This is a genomic window from Flagellimonas pacifica (assembly GCF_900215465.1).
GTDB lineage: Bacteria > Bacteroidota > Bacteroidia > Flavobacteriales > Flavobacteriaceae > Flagellimonas > Flagellimonas pacifica.
The window spans coordinates 302,359-322,866 of sequence record NZ_OBEH01000004.1; the positions used below are offsets into that span (position 1 = coordinate 302,359).

At 37.9% G+C, this 20,508-nt stretch carries 18 protein-coding genes and 1 pseudogene; 5 read left to right on the forward strand and 14 right to left on the reverse strand.

Going from position 1 to position 20,508, the window contains the following annotated elements:
- The 5 genes from CRO15_RS19865 to CRO15_RS13980 form a co-directional block, all read right to left on the reverse strand.
- Positions 1 to 205: hypothetical protein (locus tag CRO15_RS19865; protein ID WP_207763894.1), on the reverse strand; the 205-nt coding region annotated here is incomplete at its 3' end.
- Positions 206 to 374: 169 nt separating this feature from the next.
- Entirely contained in the window at positions 375 to 1,256 is an 882-nt protein-coding gene (fabD, locus tag CRO15_RS13965) for an ACP S-malonyltransferase (RefSeq protein ID WP_097046453.1), read from the reverse strand.
- A gap of 86 nt (positions 1,257 to 1,342) precedes the next feature.
- Complete coding sequence (locus CRO15_RS13970; protein ID WP_097046454.1) at positions 1,343 to 1,852, reverse strand: gamma carbonic anhydrase family protein; 510 nt, start codon at positions 1,850 to 1,852, stop codon at positions 1,343 to 1,345.
- 15 nt (positions 1,853 to 1,867) lie between these two features.
- A complete protein-coding gene (locus CRO15_RS13975; protein ID WP_097046455.1) occupies positions 1,868 to 2,599 on the reverse strand; it encodes a LytR/AlgR family response regulator transcription factor in 732 nt (243 codons plus the stop codon).
- Positions 2,599 to 4,803, reverse strand: coding sequence for a tetratricopeptide repeat-containing sensor histidine kinase (locus tag CRO15_RS13980; protein WP_097046456.1), 2,205 nt, complete (start codon positions 4,801 to 4,803; stop codon positions 2,599 to 2,601). Before CRO15_RS13980 ends, CRO15_RS13975 begins: the two co-directional genes overlap by 1 nt.
- Before the next feature lie 207 nt (positions 4,804 to 5,010).
- Between CRO15_RS13980 and CRO15_RS13990 the strand changes: the two genes are divergently transcribed.
- On the forward strand, positions 5,011 to 6,180 hold the full coding sequence (locus CRO15_RS13990) for a VWA domain-containing protein (RefSeq protein WP_097046458.1): 1,170 nt from the start codon (positions 5,011 to 5,013) through the stop codon (positions 6,178 to 6,180).
- 52 nt (positions 6,181 to 6,232) lie between these two features.
- Here CRO15_RS13990 and CRO15_RS13995 read toward each other — a convergent pair whose 3' ends face one another.
- A complete protein-coding gene (locus CRO15_RS13995; RefSeq protein ID WP_097046459.1) occupies positions 6,233 to 7,228 on the reverse strand; it encodes a PorP/SprF family type IX secretion system membrane protein in 996 nt (331 codons plus the stop codon).
- A gap of 126 nt (positions 7,229 to 7,354) precedes the next feature.
- Here CRO15_RS13995 and CRO15_RS14000 point away from each other — a divergent pair, with 126 nt between their 5' ends.
- From CRO15_RS14000 to CRO15_RS14015, 4 genes are all read left to right on the forward strand, one after another.
- Positions 7,355 to 8,251 (forward strand): NifU family protein, encoded by an 897-nt coding sequence (locus CRO15_RS14000; protein WP_097046460.1) that lies wholly within the window; start codon positions 7,355 to 7,357, stop codon positions 8,249 to 8,251.
- A gap of 70 nt (positions 8,252 to 8,321) precedes the next feature.
- On the forward strand, positions 8,322 to 8,522 hold the full coding sequence (locus tag CRO15_RS14005) for a dodecin family protein (protein WP_073178959.1): 201 nt from the start codon (positions 8,322 to 8,324) through the stop codon (positions 8,520 to 8,522).
- A gap of 67 nt (positions 8,523 to 8,589) precedes the next feature.
- Positions 8,590 to 10,692: a thioredoxin domain-containing protein gene (locus CRO15_RS14010; protein ID WP_097046461.1), complete on the forward strand. Its 2,103-nt coding sequence runs from the start codon at positions 8,590 to 8,592 to the stop codon at positions 10,690 to 10,692.
- Positions 10,693 to 10,758: 66 nt separating this feature from the next.
- Positions 10,759 to 11,580: a mechanosensitive ion channel family protein gene (locus CRO15_RS14015; protein ID WP_097046462.1), complete on the forward strand. Its 822-nt coding sequence runs from the start codon at positions 10,759 to 10,761 to the stop codon at positions 11,578 to 11,580.
- Here CRO15_RS14015 and tsaB read toward each other — a convergent pair.
- The 8 genes and pseudogenes from tsaB to CRO15_RS14055 form a co-directional block, all read right to left on the reverse strand.
- Entirely contained in the window at positions 11,577 to 12,254 is a 678-nt protein-coding gene (gene tsaB / locus CRO15_RS14020; protein ID WP_097046463.1) for a tRNA (adenosine(37)-N6)-threonylcarbamoyltransferase complex dimerization subunit type 1 TsaB, read from the reverse strand. The genes CRO15_RS14015 and tsaB overlap by 4 nt on opposite strands.
- A 16-nt stretch (positions 12,255 to 12,270) precedes the next feature.
- The gene (locus CRO15_RS14025; protein ID WP_097046464.1) at positions 12,271 to 13,620 is read right to left on the reverse strand and encodes a TolC family protein; all 1,350 of its coding nucleotides are present in this window, start codon (positions 13,618 to 13,620) and stop codon (positions 12,271 to 12,273) included.
- A gap of 146 nt (positions 13,621 to 13,766) precedes the next feature.
- A pseudogene (locus CRO15_RS14030) lies at positions 13,767 to 14,774 on the reverse strand (efflux RND transporter periplasmic adaptor subunit); the annotation flags it as partial.
- Between the two features lie 26 nt (positions 14,775 to 14,800).
- The gene (locus tag CRO15_RS14035; protein WP_243396973.1) at positions 14,801 to 16,000 is read right to left on the reverse strand and encodes an ABC transporter permease; all 1,200 of its coding nucleotides are present in this window, start codon (positions 15,998 to 16,000) and stop codon (positions 14,801 to 14,803) included.
- A gap of 59 nt (positions 16,001 to 16,059) precedes the next feature.
- Positions 16,060 to 17,289 carry an ABC transporter permease gene (locus CRO15_RS14040; protein WP_097046467.1) on the reverse strand — a complete coding sequence of 410 codons (1,230 nt, stop codon included), beginning with the start codon at positions 17,287 to 17,289 and terminating at the stop codon, positions 16,060 to 16,062.
- The gene (locus CRO15_RS14045) at positions 17,282 to 17,983 is read right to left on the reverse strand and encodes an ABC transporter ATP-binding protein (RefSeq protein WP_097046468.1); all 702 of its coding nucleotides are present in this window, start codon (positions 17,981 to 17,983) and stop codon (positions 17,282 to 17,284) included. The genes CRO15_RS14040 and CRO15_RS14045 overlap by 8 nt, the downstream gene beginning before the upstream one ends.
- Positions 17,984 to 18,080: 97 nt before the next feature.
- Positions 18,081 to 19,193 (reverse strand): efflux RND transporter periplasmic adaptor subunit, encoded by a 1,113-nt coding sequence (locus CRO15_RS14050; RefSeq protein ID WP_097046469.1) that lies wholly within the window; start codon positions 19,191 to 19,193, stop codon positions 18,081 to 18,083.
- Positions 19,194 to 19,229: 36 nt separating this feature from the next.
- Positions 19,230 to 20,489 carry an ABC transporter permease gene (locus tag CRO15_RS14055; protein WP_097046470.1) on the reverse strand — a complete coding sequence of 420 codons (1,260 nt, stop codon included), beginning with the start codon at positions 20,487 to 20,489 and terminating at the stop codon, positions 19,230 to 19,232.
- Positions 20,490 to 20,508 lie beyond the last annotated feature (19 nt).

The following is a 20,508-nucleotide window of genomic DNA, read 5'->3' on the forward strand; positions in this document are numbered from 1 at the left end:
CATATGTCGAACCTATCTCCGCTCCGGCAAAGGTGAAGCCCACAGATGTCTCGTTGCCCGCGTTGATGGGGTCCTGGTCGATCGTCGCGGTATAGCCTGATGGAACTTGCCCAAACCCAAAACTACAAGTAAAAAGGGTAAATGCTATAAACAGTAATGTGTTGTATCCATAGCTGGAAAACTGTTCTAATGAGGTTTTTTTCATGAAGGGCAACATTACCTGTTCAAATAAATTTGAATATCGTTTTTATTCCATTTGGATTGGTGATTTGGGAAGAATCAATATTACTAAAAATTAAAGGAACACCACAACTTAACGGATTAAATCTAAGTTTCTCGGGTGAAATGCCCGGAAGGTCAGAAAAATCTTATTTTTATAGCGCTGCAGAAGAAGTTTCTGCTCCAGAATCAATCTTTCTGACCAATCCTTGAAGTACTTTTCCAGGGCCAACTTCAACAAAAGACCTCCCTCCATCTTTGACCATCTGCTGAACGCTTTGTGTCCATTTTACGGGAGCAGTCAATTGTGAAATTAAATTGGCTTTAATTTCATTGGCATTTGTGACAGCTGTGGTTGGAACATTTTGATAAATTGGACAACTTGGTTCACTGAAATTTGTGGCTTTAATAGCAGCAGCCAACTCTTCTCTTGCCGGCTCCATTAAAGATGAATGGAAAGCCCCTCCAACAGGAAGCAACAATGCTCTTCTTGCTCCTGCTTCCTTTAATTTTTCACAAGCTGTATTTACCGCCTCTATCTCTCCTGAAATCACTAATTGACCCGGGCAATTATAGTTTGCCGCTACTACAATTCCTTCGGTTTCATTGCATATTTTTTCAACAACCTCATCTTCCAATCCTAAAACAGCCGCCATTGTACTTGGTTGTATTTCGCATGCTTTTTGCATGGCCGAAGCTCGTTGGGAAACCAATTTTAGTCCATCTTCAAAATTTAAAGTTCCGTTGGCCACCAAGGCGGAAAATTCGCCCAAAGAATGACCCGCAACCATATCAGGCTTAAAATTATCCCCAAGAACCTTGCTCAAAATTACCGAATGCAAGAAAATTGCAGGTTGGGTAACTTTGGTCTGTTTCAAATCTTCAGGAGTGCCCTCAAACATGATATCCGTTATGGAAAACCCTAAAATATCATTGGCTTTTTCAAATAATTCTTGGGCCAAGGGATGGTTTTCATAAAGATCGAGTCCCATACCTACAAATTGAGCTCCTTGTCCGGGAAAAATATATGCGTTCATTAGTTCAGGTTTTAGTGCTGCAAAAATAGCCAATATTAGATAATTGGATTATTGAATAATCAGATTATCTAATCTCTTAAAAAAGACTACTTAAACCAACTGGAATAGGTAACATAATTATTGGCGATGCGGTCTATCTCCCCAGAACTCAATTCAGGGCTTACATCTTTTATTTTTTTAGCAGGCATTCCAGCATAAATGCTACCTGCCTCTACATGGGTGCCTTGGGTCACCACAGCACCTGCAGCTATTATAGAATTGCTCTCTACTACGCAGTCATCCATAATAATGCTGCCCATTCCAATGAGCACATTGTCTTTTACTGTACAACCATGCACAATGGCATTATGGCCTATGGAAACATTATTACCAATTATAGTTGGTGCTTTTTTATAAGTGCAATGGATAATGGCTCCATCTTGCACATTGACCTTGTCACCCATTTTAATAAAATGTACGTCTCCCCGAATTACGGCATTGAACCATACACTACATTGATTTCCCATTGATACTTCACCAACAATAGTTGCATTTTCGGCAATAAAGCAATCTTCGCCAATTTCTGGGGATTTCCCTTTTACTGATTTAATAATCATTTGTGATTCTTGTATTTATTTAAAAAAGGATAGCAATGCAGCTTTCTTGGATGCTGAAACGGATAGTTCCTTACCATTGGAAAGTACAACACTCCCGCCTTTTCCTTTTTTATATTTTACGACCTCGCCCACGTTCACCAAATACGACTTGTGGATTCTGGCAAAAGCATAGCTTGACAAGGCATCTTCAAAATATTTAAGGGTTTTGCTTACCACAATTCTTTTGTTCTCCAGATAAATTTCCGTGTAGTTGTCATCTGCCTTGCAAAAATAAATATCACTTACATCCAAAACCTGAAAACCATCTTGTTGCGGCAAAGTTATCTTGCCTTCTGTTCTTATGGTCTTGGCTTCCAAAACCTGCCCTTCCAATGCATCTTCTTTTTCTTTTATTTCTTTTACATAATCCACAGCCTTTATCAATTCATCAATATTGATGGGTTTCATCAAATAATAGGCGGCATGGTTGTTTAAGGCATCCATGGCATATTGATTATAGGCTGTAACAAAAACAGTTTCAAAAGTACGATCAGGCACCTTATCCAATAGATCAAAGGCATTACCAAAAGGCATTTCTACATCCAAAAAAACCAAATCTGGTTGCTGTTTCTGAACCAACTCCAATCCTTCTGTAATATTGGAAGCTTCCCCTAATAGTTTGACCCCGTTACAGTACTTGGCCAAATAATTACGGAGTATTTCCCGGCTATTTGCCTCATCTTCCACTATGATAGCGCGTAATTCCATTAATCTTTTTTGAGTTTTAGGGACACTTTGGTTCCTGTTTGGTCATCGTACAAATCTGAAATGGAAACATCAACCTTATTTTTATACATATCATTAAGGATTTGAATTCGTTTTTTGATGTTCCCCATTCCTTTTGATTTTTGTTTCTTCTGATTGGCAGTTTTAAGTTCCGCCGATCTCTTTCTGCCCACACCGTTATCTTCAATGTTGATTTCCAATGTTTCTGCATTGATTTGGTCAATCTTTATTTTCAGGAAGCCTTTTTCTTCTTTATATCGTAAACCATGCCAAATAGCATTTTCAATATAGGGTTGAAGTAACATAGGTGGTATTTCAAATGCTTCGATATCAATTTTGTCATTTATGTCTATTTCAAAATCGAACTTATCCGAAAAACGGGAATGTTCCAATTTTACATAGAGCTCCAATAATTCCAATTCTCTGGAAAGTGGAATAAAATCTTCCTCAGAATTTTCCAGTACGCTACGCATTAAAACTGAAAAATCGCTCAAAAATCGGTTTGCGCTTCGTTCGTCACTCTTGGCAATATAATTATTGACAGAATTGAGGGCATTAAAAATAAAATGTGGATTCATTTGAGTGCGCAGTGATTTTAGTGCCAACAGATTGTTGGCCAATTTCTGTTGTTTGCCATTGCGGTAGTATAAAAACGTGATCAATGTCATCAACACAATCCCAAAAATCAAGGAATAAATAATCCATTTTTGCCTTTTACTGGTTTCTTCAAACAATTGCTGCTCTGTCAACGCTAAACTATACTTGCTCTGTGACAGTTCCCTTTCCTGTTCCAAACTGGAAATTCTATTTTGTTTGGTAGCTATTTCTCTATTAAATCTGGCAGCTCTTGAGATTTCCTGCTCTTTTCTAACATATAAACTGTCAACTACAGCAACATAGTCTTGATATGATTCCAATGCCTTGGTAAAATCACCTTTATAGCGGTATACTTCGGATAATTTCCTTGTCGCATCTTTTTGAACCACCAAATCATCTTCATTATCTGCCTCTACAATACTGCGCTCCAAATATGGGATGGCCTCATCCAATTTATCCTGTGCTATATAAGCATTGGCTATTTTGTAGTTAATACGTTGAGAAGTTATGGAGTCTGGCCTCCCTAAACCTTTGTTCTCTGTGGCAACGGATTGTATGGGCAATTGCTGTAGTTCGTTCAAGCTCTTTTTGCGTAATTGGATTTCATCATCGTACCTATTTTCATCATTATAAAAATCAGCGACTTTTTCATTCTCTTCTATTAACCGTTCTGGAGCAACTGCTTTGGACAAATTCAAAGAGTTGTTATAAAAACCTTCTGCCTCAATAAAACGATCTTCACTGGCATAGGCATCTGCAATTTTAGAATTAAGGTCAATGACTTTTGGGGAGATTTGATTTTTTTGGGCGATTTGGAGTCCTTCTTGATAAAAATCCAACGCCTTCTTTAAATCTGATAACGCTCTATATGTATCCCCCAATCCTTCATACAATTCTACGCGTTGATAGGGCACCATGTTTTTGACAGACACCAAAGGTAAAAGTGAAGATTCTGCCTTTTGAAAGTCGTTGTTCAATATATAAGCCTTGCCCAACAACAATGTTGGTTTTATTGATTTTTGTGTGGCCAATGCATCCTCAAAATTGGTTATGGCCAAATCATATTGTTTATGGTAAAGGTAAATTTCCCCTAAAGTGGTAAACGAGGAAGCCAGTTCCTTTTTGTTCCCACGTTTTCCTAAAAGCGTTATGGACTGGGCAATAAAATCTATACTCTTTTCAAGATCAGTTCTTTTATAAAAATCCGCAGAATCCAATAGTTTTTGATGATTGATCATGTTTCTAGAACTTGACCGCTTTTCTTTTTTGGACGTTTCATATTCGTATCCAGCAACTCTGACATCTACATCTTCATCCGATTTTATGCGATGTCTCACGGTTTCAAACTCAGGACTCTCAAAAATGAGATAATCCCCTATGGAAGCCTTTATCTTAAATTCTCCTAGTCCATTGGTGGTTGTAAAACTTCCTGTATCGGTTGACACTTGAACCCCAGATATTGGCACAAAATTCTCCTTGCCTTTTACCGATCCTTTGATCTCTACCTGAGAACTATTATTGTTCACCTGAGAAAACCCTGAGTAAAGTGCAATTAAAAAGAGAAATACAACGTGCCTTTTTTTAATCATGGCTTTAAATGTTCAGGTAAACTTAATTCATCTAAGGCGTACTAAAAAATGGCCTTTCATTGAATTTCCATTAAAATTTAGATCATACTACCACTTCACAAAACCAATTGGTCCATTCACTCATTACAACTCCTTGTTCGCTCATTCCAGGTTTTTATTGAAAAAAGTTGGGAATACTTTTAGCCCATATTTTAAAAACATTGAACTATGAAATCTTTTAAACACCTATTAGGAATTGCACTTTTCACCATGATAACTGGAACAGCATATGGTTGCGATTTAAAATCAAAGGAATCTCAAAACACAGCTCTAGTTACAAAATCCATTATTCACAAGCCTGCCAAGCAATATGTAAAGATTGCTCTGTTATTGGATACCAGTAATAGTATGGACGGGCTCATTAACCAAGCAAAAGCACAGCTTTGGGATATTGTGAACGAGTTTACCCACGCCAAATGTGGAAATGAGTCTAGGCCTTCATTACAAATAGCACTCTATGAGTATGGCAATGACAATCTATCCTCCAATGAAGGATACATTAGACAAGTAATCAATTTTAGCAGTGATCTAGATGAGATTTCTGAAAAACTATTCTCCTTAACAACAAATGGGGGTGAAGAGTATTGCGGAGAGGTTATCCAAACTTCTTTAAAACAGTTAGATTGGGGCAAAAGTGCGGATGATCTCAAAATGATTTTTATTGCAGGAAACGAACCTTTCACACAAGGCAAATTGAATTACAAAGATGCTACATCCAATGCCAGAGAAAAAGATGTCATTGTTAATACTATTTTCTGTGGAAATTATGAGCAAGGTATCTCAACCAGTTGGAAAAATGGGGCCACTCTTACCGGTGGAGAATATATGGCCATAGATCACAACAGGCAGGTAGTTCATATTGAAACTCCTTATGACGATGTAATTATCAAGCTTAACTCACAATTGAACAAAACCTATATTTCTTATGGTGCTTTGGGTAGAGAGAAAAAAGCAAAACAGAGCATGCAGGATAGCAATGCCCAAGAGATGGCAGCGGCCGTGGCAGTAAAAAGAACTGTAAGCAAGGGTTCCAGACTCTATAAAAACTCTACATGGGATTTGGTAGATGCTGTTGAAGATAATGAAGAAGTACTTGAAGAGCTAGAGGTAGAAGACCTTCCTTCCGAACTTAAAGAAAAATCAGAAGGTGAGATCAAAAAATACCTTAAAGAGAAAAAAACGGAGCGTGAAAAGATTCAAAAACAAATTCAGGAGTTGAACAAAAAACGTGAGGCCTTCATCGCCAAAAATCAAAAAGAGGAAACTGGTGAATTGGAAAATGCACTATTATCGGCTATAAAGGCTCAAGCCTCTAAGAAAAATTACAAGTGGGATTAACTTCTATCTTGAAGATTTAAAATCTGGTCTATCCTTAAAAGGATAGGCCTTTTTAATTGTTGGCAGCAGGGCAATAGCAATCATATCGTTTTCCTTGGTCACTCTGTCCCCAATCATACCCTAAAGTAATTTGATGGAACCCTCCATTATCAAAACGTATATCACCAGATTGATAAGAATAATTGTAGGAGAACATAAATTTATTGACATTAACTCCAATTATAGGCGTAAAAAGCTGTAAGCGTTGTTCCCCAAAACCTCCGTTGGTTTGGAATTGAGCGCCGTCAAAGCTCCTTCGGTAGGATAATCCTGCCCATACGGTACCAAAACTTACATCTTTGTACACTTTTGCATTAAAGTCAATGGTTTTTTCCTTGGTAAGGTCCGTCATCTGCAATAGTATGGAAGGTTCTATTCTTGTCTTTTTCCCAAAAACGTAACCAGCAGATAGCAAATACCTCCTAAGGTTATCAAATCTTGCAACAGTATATAAATCACGTCCACTTCCCAGCACATTCAAAACTGCAGCATGTGCATAGAACTCAAAAAGGTTATAAGATGCTCCAAAATCCACGTTAAAATAGCTAGCTGTATTCTTGGTACCTGTTATAATTGGGTCAGGTATTACAGATCTAAATTCTGTTTCATCCAAACTGCTCAAAATTACTCCTGCACTAAGACCAAACGATATTTGATTAAGGGTTCTAAAATCTCCTGCTAATTGTAAATGATGTGCATAGGTAGCCTTAAATCCAGTTTGAGAATGATATCCATTGGAGTCGTTAAACAAAATAGCACCAACACCACTGCGTTCACCTGCTCTAAAGTTAACATTCAAAGTCTGTAAGCTGGGTGCCTCATCAACATTAAACCATTGTTTCCTGGCCGTTAATCTAATTTTGCCTCCTTCGGCAATACCTGCCATAGATGGATAAACTAAATAATAGTTATCGGCTAAATAATCAAAATATACAGGTATTCCCTCTTGGGCCTTAGCTGTCAGCCCAAAAACTAGGGTTATGATCAATGGGGTTAAATAGCGTCTCATGCAACGATTTTGGGCTCTAGTTGAGATTTAAAGGTAATCAAACATTTAGATAACGGTTGTAGCGGTACATTATTATATATTTTGCCCCTCATTATTACTTTGGTATTTTTGCACCAAATTCCTGCTATGAAAGAATTCAATATTACAGTTGTTCCAACAAACAACTCCAAAATACTAAAATTTGAGGCCAATCATTTTTTGGTCAAAGGCAATTATGAGCTAAAAAACATCGATGAGGCCAAAAACTCTCCGCTAGCACAGCAGTTATTCTACCTACCATTTATCAAAACAGTTTACATTTCTGGAAATTTTATAGCCCTTGAACGTTTTGATATTGTAGAATGGGATGATGTTAAAGATGAAGTGGCTCAGCAGTTGGTTGAATACCTGAATGCCGGGCAACCGGTAGTTAACGAAGATGACACCAAAAAAAAGGAACCCATTACCGTTTATGCAGAAGTAACACCAAATCCGGCGGTAATGAAATTTGTTTCCAACAAACGTATTGTTCCAACCACATACGAATTCAAGAATATTGATGAGGCCAAGGATTCACTATTGGCCCAAGAGCTTTTTCATTTCCCTTTTGTAAAAGAAGTATTTTTTGATGAAAACTATGTTTCAGTATCAAAATATGATGTTGCCGAATGGGAAGGAATTACTATGCAGTTACGGGAATTTATCCGGGATTTTTTGGCAGATGGTAAAGAAGTAGTCTCACAAGCAGCAATTCAGAAATCAAAAGAAACGGAAGAACAGAATAGTGCACAGGTACATTATGATGACACTTCCAAACAGATTATTGATATTTTGGACGAATATGTTAAACCGGCCGTGGCAAGCGACGGAGGCAATATTCTTTTTCAATCTTACGAAGAAGACACCAAAACCGTAAACGTGATTTTGCAGGGTGCCTGTAGTGGATGTCCTTCCTCAACATTTACCCTTAAAAATGGTATTGAGACCATGCTCAAAAACATGATGGGGGACAAAGTCAATGAAGTAGTGGCCATTAATGGTTGATTTCTAGCCTTTATACTGCCCTTATGCTCAATTTTTCATAAATTGGATAAATTTAAAATCATTAACTATTATGGCAGTATTAAAAGTAATCGAAGTGTTGGCAAACTCGGACGAAAGTTGGGAGCAAGCCGCAAAAAATGCATTGGACCAAGCCTCCAAATCTGTTAAAAACATCCGTTCGGTATACATCAATGAGCAAAGTGCCTCTGTAAAAGATGGTAAAATAGATGATTACCGAGTCAATGTAAAAATCACCTTTGAAGTAAAATAAACCAAAGGGTGTCAAATTAAAAAATGCGCCCAAAAAAGGGCGCATTTTTATATTCTAAACAATTAGTATGATAAAAAGAATTTCCTTTTTATGGGTTTTTTTGACCTTAACCCATGGTTGTACCCAAAAATCAAATAAAGTGACTCATAAACATACCAATGCACTGGTTCATGAAACCAGTCCCTATTTGTTACAACATGCGCATAACCCGGTAAATTGGGAAGCTTGGAAACCGGAAGTTTTAGAACGTGCAAAAAAGGAAGACAAACCATTGCTCATAAGCATTGGATATGCAGCTTGCCATTGGTGTCATGTAATGGAAAAGGAATGTTTTGAAGATGAGGAAGTGGCCCAAATGATGAATGAAAACTTCATCAATATTAAAATAGACCGAGAAGAAAGACCTGATGTAGATCAAATATACATGGACGCCATCCAAATGATGTCCGGAAATGGCGGCTGGCCCTTAAATATTGTTGCCCTACCCGATGGACGACCTTTTTGGGGCGCTACCTATGTTCCAAAAGACAATTGGATCAAATCCTTAAAGCAACTGACCGACCTATATAAAAACGATAGAAACAAGATTGTGGAATACGCCACAAATCTTTCCAATGGAATCAACGCTATCAATTTGGTGGAAAACAAAACCGATTCCGGCATATACAATCTTGAACAATTGGATGAAGCCGTTACCAATTGGTCACAGTACTTCGACAATTATTTGGGAGGGCACAAACGCGCACCAAAGTTTATGATGCCCAATAACTGGGATTTTCTGTTGCATTATGCTACTGCGAACACTAAACCTGAGTTATTGGAGCAAGTGAATACCACATTAAAACGTATGGCCTACGGAGGTATATATGACCATGTGGGCGGAGGGTTTTCAAGATATGCCGTGGACACCAAATGGCATGTACCCCATTTTGAAAAAATGCTTTACGACAATGGGCAATTGGCAAGCCTTTATGCCAAGGCCTATGCCGTAACCAAAAATGAACTTTATAAAAATGTTGTTAAAGAGACCATTGGTTTTGTAAAAGAAGAGCTCCTAGACAAAAGTGGAGGGTTCTATTCCTCTTTGGATGCAGACAGTCTGGATGAACATGGAGAATTGGAAGAGGGGGCATACTATGTTTGGACCAAGGAAGAATTGGAACAATTGCTGGGCGATGATTATAAAGTTTTCAAGGATTACTACAACATAAATTCATATGGCCATTGGGAAGAAGGGAATTATGTACTCATCAGGGATAAAACCAATGAGGAAATAGCCCAAAAACATAATATTTCAGTTACAGATTTAAAGAAAAAACTGAACAACTCCCTTTCTACCTTAAAAAAAGAAAGAGCAAAACGTTCCAAACCTAGATTGGATGATAAAATACTCACTTCATGGAACGGATTGATGCTTAATGGACTCGTAGATGCATATCGCTATTTAGGGAATGAGGAATACCTTCAATTGGCGTTGAAAAATGCAAAATTTATTGAAAAGGAAATGATAAAAGATGATCATGCCCTATTCCGTAACCATAAAAAAGGAGAAAGTAGCATCAATGCCTTTTTGGAAGATTATGCAACAGTAATTGAAGCTTATCTTGGACTTTATGAAGTTACCTTTGATGAAAAATGGCTAAACCACTCCAAAAGACTTTTGGATTATGCCAAAATACACTTCTTGGACAAGGAATCCGGAATGTTCTTTTTTACATCAGATGATGACCATTCATTAATAAGAAGAAGTATAGAGACCAATGATAATGTTATTTCCGCCTCTAATTCCATCATGGCCAAAAATCTATTGAAGTTCCACAAACTGTTTCCAGATGATGGTTATGGTGATATGGCCAAACAGATGGTCAAAAATGTCCAGGACGATTTTGCCGAAAGTGCACAGGGTTTTACCAATTGGATGCATTTAATCCTTTATGAAAACCAGAATTTTTATGAAATAGCGGTGGTTGGTGACAACTACAAAGGAATTGGAAAAGAAATAAGCAGCAACTATTTACCCAATAGCATATTGGTAGGTTCTAAAAAAGAAGGAGGTATTGATTTATTGAAAAGCAGATATAATGAAGGGCAAACCTTAATCTACGTCTGTATTGAAGGGACTTGTAAACTTCCTGTAACGTCTGCCAATGATGCACTTGGACAACTATAAAGATTAACCAAAAACCACGGGGCTGCAGGTAAAAGGAATTTACTTTTGCTTTTAATCCAAAACAATATGGAAGAGTTACGCAATTTTGAAAAGCATTTAGAGAATGCCATAGATTGGTTCTGGGGCTTTATGCCCGATTTAATCCTGGCAGTTGTCATCTTTTTTGTTGGATTATGGATTGTACGATTCATAAACAAAATGGTTCATCGCTTTTTTGAAAGAAAAGATTATGACCCAACCTTGGAAAGTTTTCTGCAAAGCTTTATAAGTGTAGCATTAAAAGTGCTGTTGTTTGTTATTGTCGTTACCCAGTTAGGAGTAAAATCCTCGTCATTGGTAGCTATGGTAGGTGCGGCCGGTTTAGCTATCGGACTTGCACTTCAAGGCTCCCTAGCCAATTTTGCAGGTGGTGTACTGATACTCATTTTTAAACCTTTTAAAGTTGGTGATTGGGTTTCCGCCCAAGGTGTGGAAGGTAGCGTAAAGCAAATAACCATATTCAGCACCAAACTGAACACTTTTGGAAACCAAGTGGCCATTATTCCAAATGGGCAACTTAGCAATGGTAGTATTATAAACTACAACCAAGAAGACACCCGAAGGGATAAATTTGATGTTGGTATTGGGTATGGCTCCAATATAAAAGAGGCCAAAGAAATTTTATTACAGATTTGTGCAGATAGTCCAGATATATTAAAAGAGCCCATTCCTGAAGTCTATGTAGGTGAATTGGGAGATAGTTCTGTGAATATTACACTACGTTTTTGGGCTAAAAACGAGTTTTTTTGGCCCGCACATTTTTATGTGATCGAGGAAACAAAACTACGCTTTGATCAAGCTGGAATTGAAATTCCGTTCCCGCAAAGGGTGGTACATGACCCAGACTAACCTTTCTTCTTTGTTTGAAGAACAAAATCCTTTAGATAATAAGGTTCAAAATAAGCCACATCTTCAAATAGGCCTTCTTGAAACTTCTTAAAGGAAAGTTGCGCCATTTCCTTGGCCGAAGGAATAATGGAAGTGTCAAAATTCATGTTGGGATGGTTCAAAACTTCAATGCATTTTTCTGCTCCACTGCCTACAAGATGGACTTTTGAACCAGCCAGAAATTTATCAAAGGAACTTTCATCTATGATTTCAGCCCTAGTTTCTCTTACCACCTCGTAGTTTGCATTAAAAACACAAGAATATACTTCCATCCTTCTAGCATCCAAAACGGGAATAACAATTTCTCCATCCAAAGCTTTGATTTGACTGGCCATACTTTGCAATGTTGGAACGGAAATTAAAGGTAGGTCCAAAGAAAAACAGAGTCCCTTGGCCGCCGACACACCAATTCGGAGTCCTGTATAAGACCCTGGCCCCTTACTCACAGCCACGGCATCCAAATCTAAAAATGACAAAGAAGCCTCATTCAAGGCTTCTTTTATAAAAACATGTAATTGTTCTGAATGCGAATAGTTCATCGCATTGTTTTCCTTCAAGGATACAATCTCATTGTCCTCAGATATGCTTACAGAACAATTTGTAGTTGCTGTTTCTAAATTTAGTATTCTGGCCATAGCGGCCACAAAGATACTAGTTTAATGAAATGGGAATACCAAAGTAGAACTCCAATATTTTCAATCGGAAAATATAATCGTACTTGGTCCGTATTACATCTGCTTCTGCATTATCCACTCTAGATTGTGCCTGACTAAAGTCAAAAGCATTCATCAAGCCAACGTCAAAACGTTCTTTGGCATAATTGTAGGCCAACCTTCTTGCCTCTGCAGTTTTTACTGCTGCCTCATAAGCTTTAAAAAAGGTGGTAACATCTACATAAGCCTGTTGAATATTCGTCTCCAAATCCAATTTGTCTTGTTCAAATTGCAGTTTGGCCTTCTCCAAGCTTATTTTTGATCGCTTGACATTATTTCGGGTACTCCATCCATTAAAAATAGGTACGCTTAGGCTTGCTCCATAAGAAACTCCATCAAAGATCCAAAGTTGGTCAGTAAAACTTGGAGTATAAAGAACATTGTTGGCATCCGGAATTGAGGTTGCATCTGAATACCTGGTTCCATAGTTAAAGTTTGCTGACAGGGTTGGATATCTTGCTCCTTTGGCTATCTCCAAATCTTTTTCTGCGAGTTCTACATTAGATTGGGAAAACTTAATATCATTTCTAAAAGTCAATGCCTTATCAAAGATAACTTTAGCTGAATTTTTTAGAATATCAGATGGTGGAATATCAAATTGCTCGTCAGCTATATCAAAATTTTCATAATCTGTTATCTGTAACAATTGTGCTAAATTGATTCTTGAAATTAAGACCAAGCTTTCACCGTTAACAATCTGCTGTTCTTGATTGGCCGCAGTGGCTTCAATCTCCAACAAATCCCCTCTTGGAGAAACTCCTGACTCTACCAACTCTTTGGTACGCTTTAAATCTTGTTCAGTGACCGCATATTGGGCCCTGAATGTCTTAAGCGACTCTTTATTGGAAAGCACTCGCAAATAAGCATTGGCCACATTTAAGCGAATGTCATCTTTTAAATCGTCCAACCTATATTGACTGGCAATAGCATTAAGTTTAGCCCTATTAAACCTGTGCACATTACGCATTCCATCAAAAATGGTCACACTTGTACTAAATCCACCATTTACACTAAAATTGGTTTCATTTGTAGGCTGATTAGTGGTAGGATTAATGGAAAACCCTGTGCTGCTTGAAATACTAGTTGATGCATTTAAATTTGGTAAAAAGTTGCCCAAAGCATCTGATTTGTCAATTTTGTCATTTTCCAAATCCAGTTCAAATTGTTCAATGGTCAAATTATTATCAACAGCATAGGTAACACATTCTTGGAGTGTCCATTTTTTCATTTGTGCGTTTGTGATGAACATGGCACAAATTATCATGAATAAAGTGATTCTATATTTCATTCGTTTTTTGATTTTTGTTTGTTATTAGGCTTGTTCTGTTAAGAATCTTCATCATCACTTTTCTTCTCCAATTTATTCCAAACCTTGATTTTAACGTCTTCTTCAAGTCCAGACAGTACCTCTACATCAATTCCATCGCTCACCCCTAATTCTAGTTCTTTTCTTTCAAATTCATTTTCACCGATCTCAATTTCAACATAGGGCTTTTCAGTTTCCTTATCAAACTGTAATAAAGCTTCTTTTATAGCCAAAACATCCTTTTTTTCTTCCAAGACTATAGAGGCATTGGCACTATATCCTGCTCTTACATACGTGCTGTCGTTCATTACCAAGTCGCCCTCAATCTTAAATTGGACAGCTCCTTCTTCCTCTATTCCTTTTGGGGCAATGAATTTAAGTTTAGCCTCAAATTTATTTTTTTCCAACGCTCCCAAACTAATCTCCAAAGGCATTCCTTCATGAAGTTTCCCTACTTCTGCCTCATCAACTTCACCTTCAAAAATCATTTTGGTCATATCTGCAATAGTAGCTATTGTGGTACCATCGTTAAAATTATTACTCTGGATTACCTGATCTCCCTCTTCTACTGGAATTTCAAGAATTGTCCCAGAAACTGTGGCCCTAATATTGGTGTTGGCACTTGAAGAACCTCCTGCAGAACCTTTTCTTATAATTTGATAATCGGCTCTAGAATTCTTCAATTCCTGCTGAGCTTGATCATAGGATAACTGCTGGTTGTTAAAATCTTGACTTGAAATAACTCCTTTATCAAACAATGCCTTGTTTCTATCGTATTCTACTTTTGCATTGTTCAACGCCAATTCCGCATTTCGAACCCTTCCAGCGGCCTGATTCAATGATTGTTCATTAGGAACCACCTTGATCACTGCGATTAAATCGCCTGCTTTTACATCTACTCCTTCTTCCAAGAGCACCCTATCTATAATTCCTGAAATTTGGGGTTTAATGTTAATCTCATCCTCAGGGATAACCTTTCCAGTAACAATTACCTTGTTGACAATATCCTTGCGTTCTACTGTTTCTGTTTTATATAGTTGTTGGGGTGTACTATTTTGTTTCAAGAAATAGACAGTAGCCGCCAAAATACCTATCACGACTATCCCTATCAATCCATACTTTACATATTTGTTCATTGCTGTTATTTATTAATTCTGATTGATTATTCTTCTCTCAATGCTTCAATTGGTCTTACTCTTATTGCTTTATTCGCCGGTAGTAACCCAATTAATACGCTTAGGGTTATCATAAGCAAAAATGAAATCACAAACTGGGGTATGTTTACCATGGGGTTGACAAAAGGAAAATCTTCTCCACTGCCCCATATTGAATTGAGTATCGCCAAAATTCCTACAGAAATAGCAAAACCAATGAGTCCCGCAAATGCGGTCAAAACTATGGCCTCTACCACGATCTGCCTTTTTACCACAACCGGTGTGGCCCCTAAGGCTCTCCTTACTCCTATTTCCTTGGTCCTTTCTTTTACTGTTATCAATAGAATATTACTAATGGCGATAACACCCGCTAACAGTGTAAATATTCCAATGAAAAATGAAAACCCTTTGAGCACATTGGTAAATGCGGAAATGTTGTTGAAGATTTCAGACATATTGAAACTTCCAATTGCTCTTTCATCATCTGGATGAATATCGTATTTGTTTTTAAGAATGGCCTTTATTTGTTTCTCAACAACGGCTACTTTGGTGTTGGGCTCTACAGCTATAGCCATCCATCCCATTCTGTCACCAGTATTAAAAGCCTTTTGAAAGGTCGTAAATGGAATAAATACTGCATTTTCTCCATCAATATTGATGTTTTTACTTGGTTTGTATATACCAACAACCGTAAAGAAAACACCATTGATTCGAATTTCACCGCCTATGGCATTCTCACCTTTTTCAAATAAAAGCTTATAGGTTTCCTCGCCAATAACACAAACTTTCTTTGAATGCTCTATATCATTGTTGTTCAAAAACCTTCCTTCAACCAGCTTCTTTTTGGTAATGTTATCAATCTCAGGATAATCTCCATAAACTGATGAGCCACTGGTCTGACCTTTCCTATAAACTGTTGTGACCGCCCTGTGGCTGCCCAGTTCTATTCGTGGAGCTAAAACCTCTATTTCAGGAATCTGTTCTTTTAAAATATGAGCATCTTCAATTTTATATCGAATCCTACGACCACGTTCAAAACCTTTATAGGGTTCTGAGGTGCTTTGCCCCCAAACAAAAAGACTGTTTGAGGCAGTACCAGCAAAAATCTTGTCAAATCCATTGCTCATTCCATTGGCAGAACCTAACAAAAGCACCAATATCAACATGGCAAAAATAACTCCGAGCATGGTCAAAAATGTTCTGAGCATATTTTTGCCCAGTGTATGAAAAATTTCAGACCATAAATCTTTATCTAATAACCACATAATTATTTATCACTTAATGCCACTATGGGTTTCACATTTGCTGCCTTTATTGCAGGTATCAATCCGGCCATTACGCCAGCAACTATCAAAACTATGGTCGCCGTAATAACTGTTGAAGCACTTACATTAGGGTTACTGAAAGCAGGTGTTTCTATATTAGGCCCAATTGCCGCCAGTATTATCCATGCAAACATCAACCCTATAAATCCTGAAAGAGTCGTTATAAAAATTGACTCTAAAAGTACTAGGTTAACTATCTGTCTTGGCCTTGCGCCCAAAGCTTTTCTAACCCCAATTTCCTTAGTTCGTTCCTTAATGGTAAAGACCATAATATTCCCAATGCCAACAATTCCCGCGATCAAAATCAAAAAGCCAACTCCAATTCCGATTGCCCTTAAAACAGCCGAAAAACTGCTTATGTCGTCAAAGGCTTCGGCATAATTCCAAACAAATAATCCAGATTGGTCATCCGGAGCGATTTTGTGTCTTCGTTTCATCAAATCTTCCAATTTTCCTGAAAACTCCAGTGCTTGAGTAAGATCATAGGTGGGGTTATAGGTAAGGAGAATTTGACTGATATAATTTGTGTTCCCGTAAATCCTTTGATAGGTACTAACAGGTGCGTAAATTACCCGTTCCGCATTATCATCGCCTTCATCTATAAAAACACCTATTACTTTAAAGGGTAGGTTGTTAAACTCCACAAACTTGCCAAGTGGATCTTCATTTTTAAAAAGATCTTCCGCAACCTTTCTTCCAATTACTGCAACTTTTGCCTTATTTATAAGGTCCGCTTCATTAATATATCTTCCGTTTGTGACTATTGTCTTTTCAATAACCTGATGATCCGGATGTACCGCTTGAACCCTATAAGATCCCGTTTCACTTTGATACTTGGCTGAAGTATTGGTATAATATCTAGCACTTATATATTCGATATCGTCCGGAAAGCTTTGCTTTATATAATCAATATCATCATTTTTGAACTGGATTCTCCTTCCGGCTTCAAAGCCCGCGTGCGCTTTTGCTGTAGTACCCGGGCGCACAAAAATGGAGTTCGTGGCATCATCATTGAATTGCCCCGTAAACCCATTTTGCATACCATTGACGGAAGCCAACAGCATTACCAAAATAAAGATGGCCCAACCAACGGAAAAGCCTGTCAAAAAAGTACGAAGCTTGTTCTTTTTGAGTGTGTTGAATATTTCTTGCCAGATATCCCTATCAAACATATTGTTCGGCCCTAACTTGGTTTACCTTTTTATCCTCAACAATTACCCCATCTTTTAAATGGACAATTCTTTTGCACATGTGCGCTATGTCTTCTTCGTGAGTTACCACTAGAATGGTGTTTCCTTCGTCATTGATTTTTTGTATCAAATCCATGACCTCATAAGAAGTTGTACTATCAAGAGCTCCTGTCGGCTCATCAGCCAAAAGCACCTTGGGTTCAGCTGCCATGGCCCTTGCGATAGCCACACGCTGTTTTTGACCTCCAGAAAGTTCACTTGGCAAATGAGTCGCCCATTCCTTTAAACCAACTCTTTCTAAATATTGGAGCGCCTTTTCTTGGCGTTCCTTTCTTGGAACTCCTTGATAATAAAGTGGCAACGCCACATTTTCCAATGCGCTCTTGTAATTAATTAAATTAAAGGATTGAAAAATAAAACCCAAAAACTTATTTCTGTACTGTGCCGCTTTGGTCTCACTCAAATCTTTGATCGGAACTCCATCCAAAGTATATTCGCCACTATCTGCTCCATCGAGCATCCCTAAAATATTCAATAAGGTGGATTTTCCAGAGCCCGAAGACCCCATAATTGCCACAAGCTCTCCTGCTTCGGCCTTAAAGTTGATTCCTTTTAAAACATGAAGGGAATTACTGCCCATTTGATAGGACTTGTGCAGATCTTTGATTTCTATCATGATTGGTGATGTTAGCTATCCGATGATTTAACTCTTGTAATATGACTTACAAGTTGTTAAAATGTTACAAGATTAATTGAAATATTTTGTTAAATAATTAATTAGCGTTTTCTTCTCCTGCTATTGCATTCCAAATTTTGATTTTATCATCGGCATTAAGACCGGATTTTACCTCAACAAAAATGCCATCGCTAACACCCAATTCTACATCTTTACGTTCAAATTGTTGTTCTGAGGTTTCTATTTCAACGAAAGGTTTTTTGGTTTCATCATCAAACTGCACCAAAGCCTCTTTCAAAGCCAAGACACTATCGGCTCGGGCCAAAATAATGGATGCATTGGCACTCAGGCCCGCACGGATAAAAACAGTGTCTTGTTTTTTTAGTGTACCTTTTATTTCAAATTGGATAGCTCCATTTTCTTCTTTTCCTTTAGGTGCTATATAATCCAAAACAGCATCAAAAACTTGGTTTTCAATGGCACCAACGGTAATCTCCAATGGCAAATCTTCTTTAATTCTCCCCACTTCTGATTCATCCACTTTGCCTTCAAAAATCATTTTTTCCACATCGGCAATTGCAGCAATGGTAGTCCCTTCATTAAAGTTATTACTTTCAATCACTTGATTGCCCACCTCAACCGGTACTTCTAGGATCATTCCACTAACTGTAGACCGAATAAGGGTATTGGCAGCATTCCTAAAACCACTTGTTGTTCCAGTTTTCACAATATCAAAGCGTTTATTAGCCGCTCTATACGACTGTTTTGCTTGATCAAAGGTTACTTGCGCACGATCCAAATCGGCTTGGGAGATTACGCCTTTATTAAAAAGGGACAATTGCCTGTCATAGTTTCTTTTTTGGTCATCCAAATTAATCTTGGCTTCATCAATTCCATTTCTGGCATCATTCAGTGCATTAAGATTGGGAACCACTTTTATTTTGGCCAACAAATCTCCCGATTTTACATAATCGCCTCCTTCAACATAAATCTCTTCTATTACTCCAGAGATATTAGGCTTGATCAATACTTCTTCCAAAGGAAGAATGCTTCCTGTGGCTACTGCTTTTTTTACAATAGTTTGTTTGGAAGGCTTCTCTGTTTCATAAACGATTGGGTCTTCTGAATTTTTCTGATACAAATAATACATGGAGCCACCGAATACGATAACGATGAGCAACAGGATGATAATGGTAACTGACTTTTTCATTTTATTCTATAATGGTTATTTTGATTGACTTTTGTTTTATTCGGTTCGTAATGCTTCTATGGGGCGCACCCTAATGGCACTGTTGGCTGGAATGAATCCCGCCAATAATCCCGAAGCCATCAATATGGTCAAGGCTCCGCTTACCACTCCCACACTTACACTAGGATTCAAGAACATATCCACAGGCCCTACACTATCCAACAGAGAATTGATTCCATAAATGACCAGAGAGCCAAAAATAATTCCTGTCATTCCCGAAATAAGGGTGAGAAAAATGGATTCCATCAGTATCTGTTTTTTGATAGACCATGGTTTCTCCCCCAACGCTCTTCGAATCCCAATTTCTTTGGTGCGTTCCTTCACTACTATAAGCATGATGTTGCTAACTCCAATAATTCCAGATAGTAATACCATAATTCCAACGATATAAGCGACTCCTTTTAAAGCCCCGAACAAACTCTCCACTCGGTTGTATTGCTCATATAAGTCAAAATATCCAATAGCGCGTTTGTCTTCCGGATGCACCTTGTGCCGCTCCCGCATTACATTGATAATATTTTCTTTAAGCTGTGATATGGAACTGCCGTCATGAGCAGTAATGGCCATCCATCCTACATCTTCACCTCTATTAAACGCTTGTGAAAAAGAAGTGAAGGGCACATAGATTTCTTTCTGGGCCTCCTCCCCGTCCCCATCACTATTGTTCTTTTTATAGGTTCCGATAACAAAGAAGTTAACTCCTTGTATTTTAATATAGGTTCCAAGTGCATCCTCTCCTTTTTCATAGAGGTCATTTTTAACTCCCTGTCCTATAATGGCTACTTTTCTTTTTTCACGAATGTCGTTGTAATTCAAAAAACGCCCAGAAGTAACGGACATGGGGTCTTGATTAATGATTTCCGGATAATCCCCATATACATTGTATGCTCCTGTTCTGATACCTCTTACCACATTTCCTCCTCCTCTAAATCCACCCAACTGATTTCTTGGTGACACGAACCTCATATTAGGCACATTGTCTTTAATGGCCTGCACATCATTTATCTTGAACTCAAAACTCCTTCCTTTGGGTAATCCTTCATAGGCCTTTGTGGTACTTCGGGTCCACATAAACATGGTATTGGTAGCTATATCGCCAAAATCTTTTTTAATTCCATTTTCCAAGCCCTTACCAGCTGCCAAAAGAACAATTAGGATGAAAATCCCCCAACAGACCCCAAACGCCGTAAATATGGTGCGCCAAACATTGGTGGTGAGCACCTCTATAATTTCTCTCCATCTATCTCTGCTGAACATAATTATATTTTGACAATGG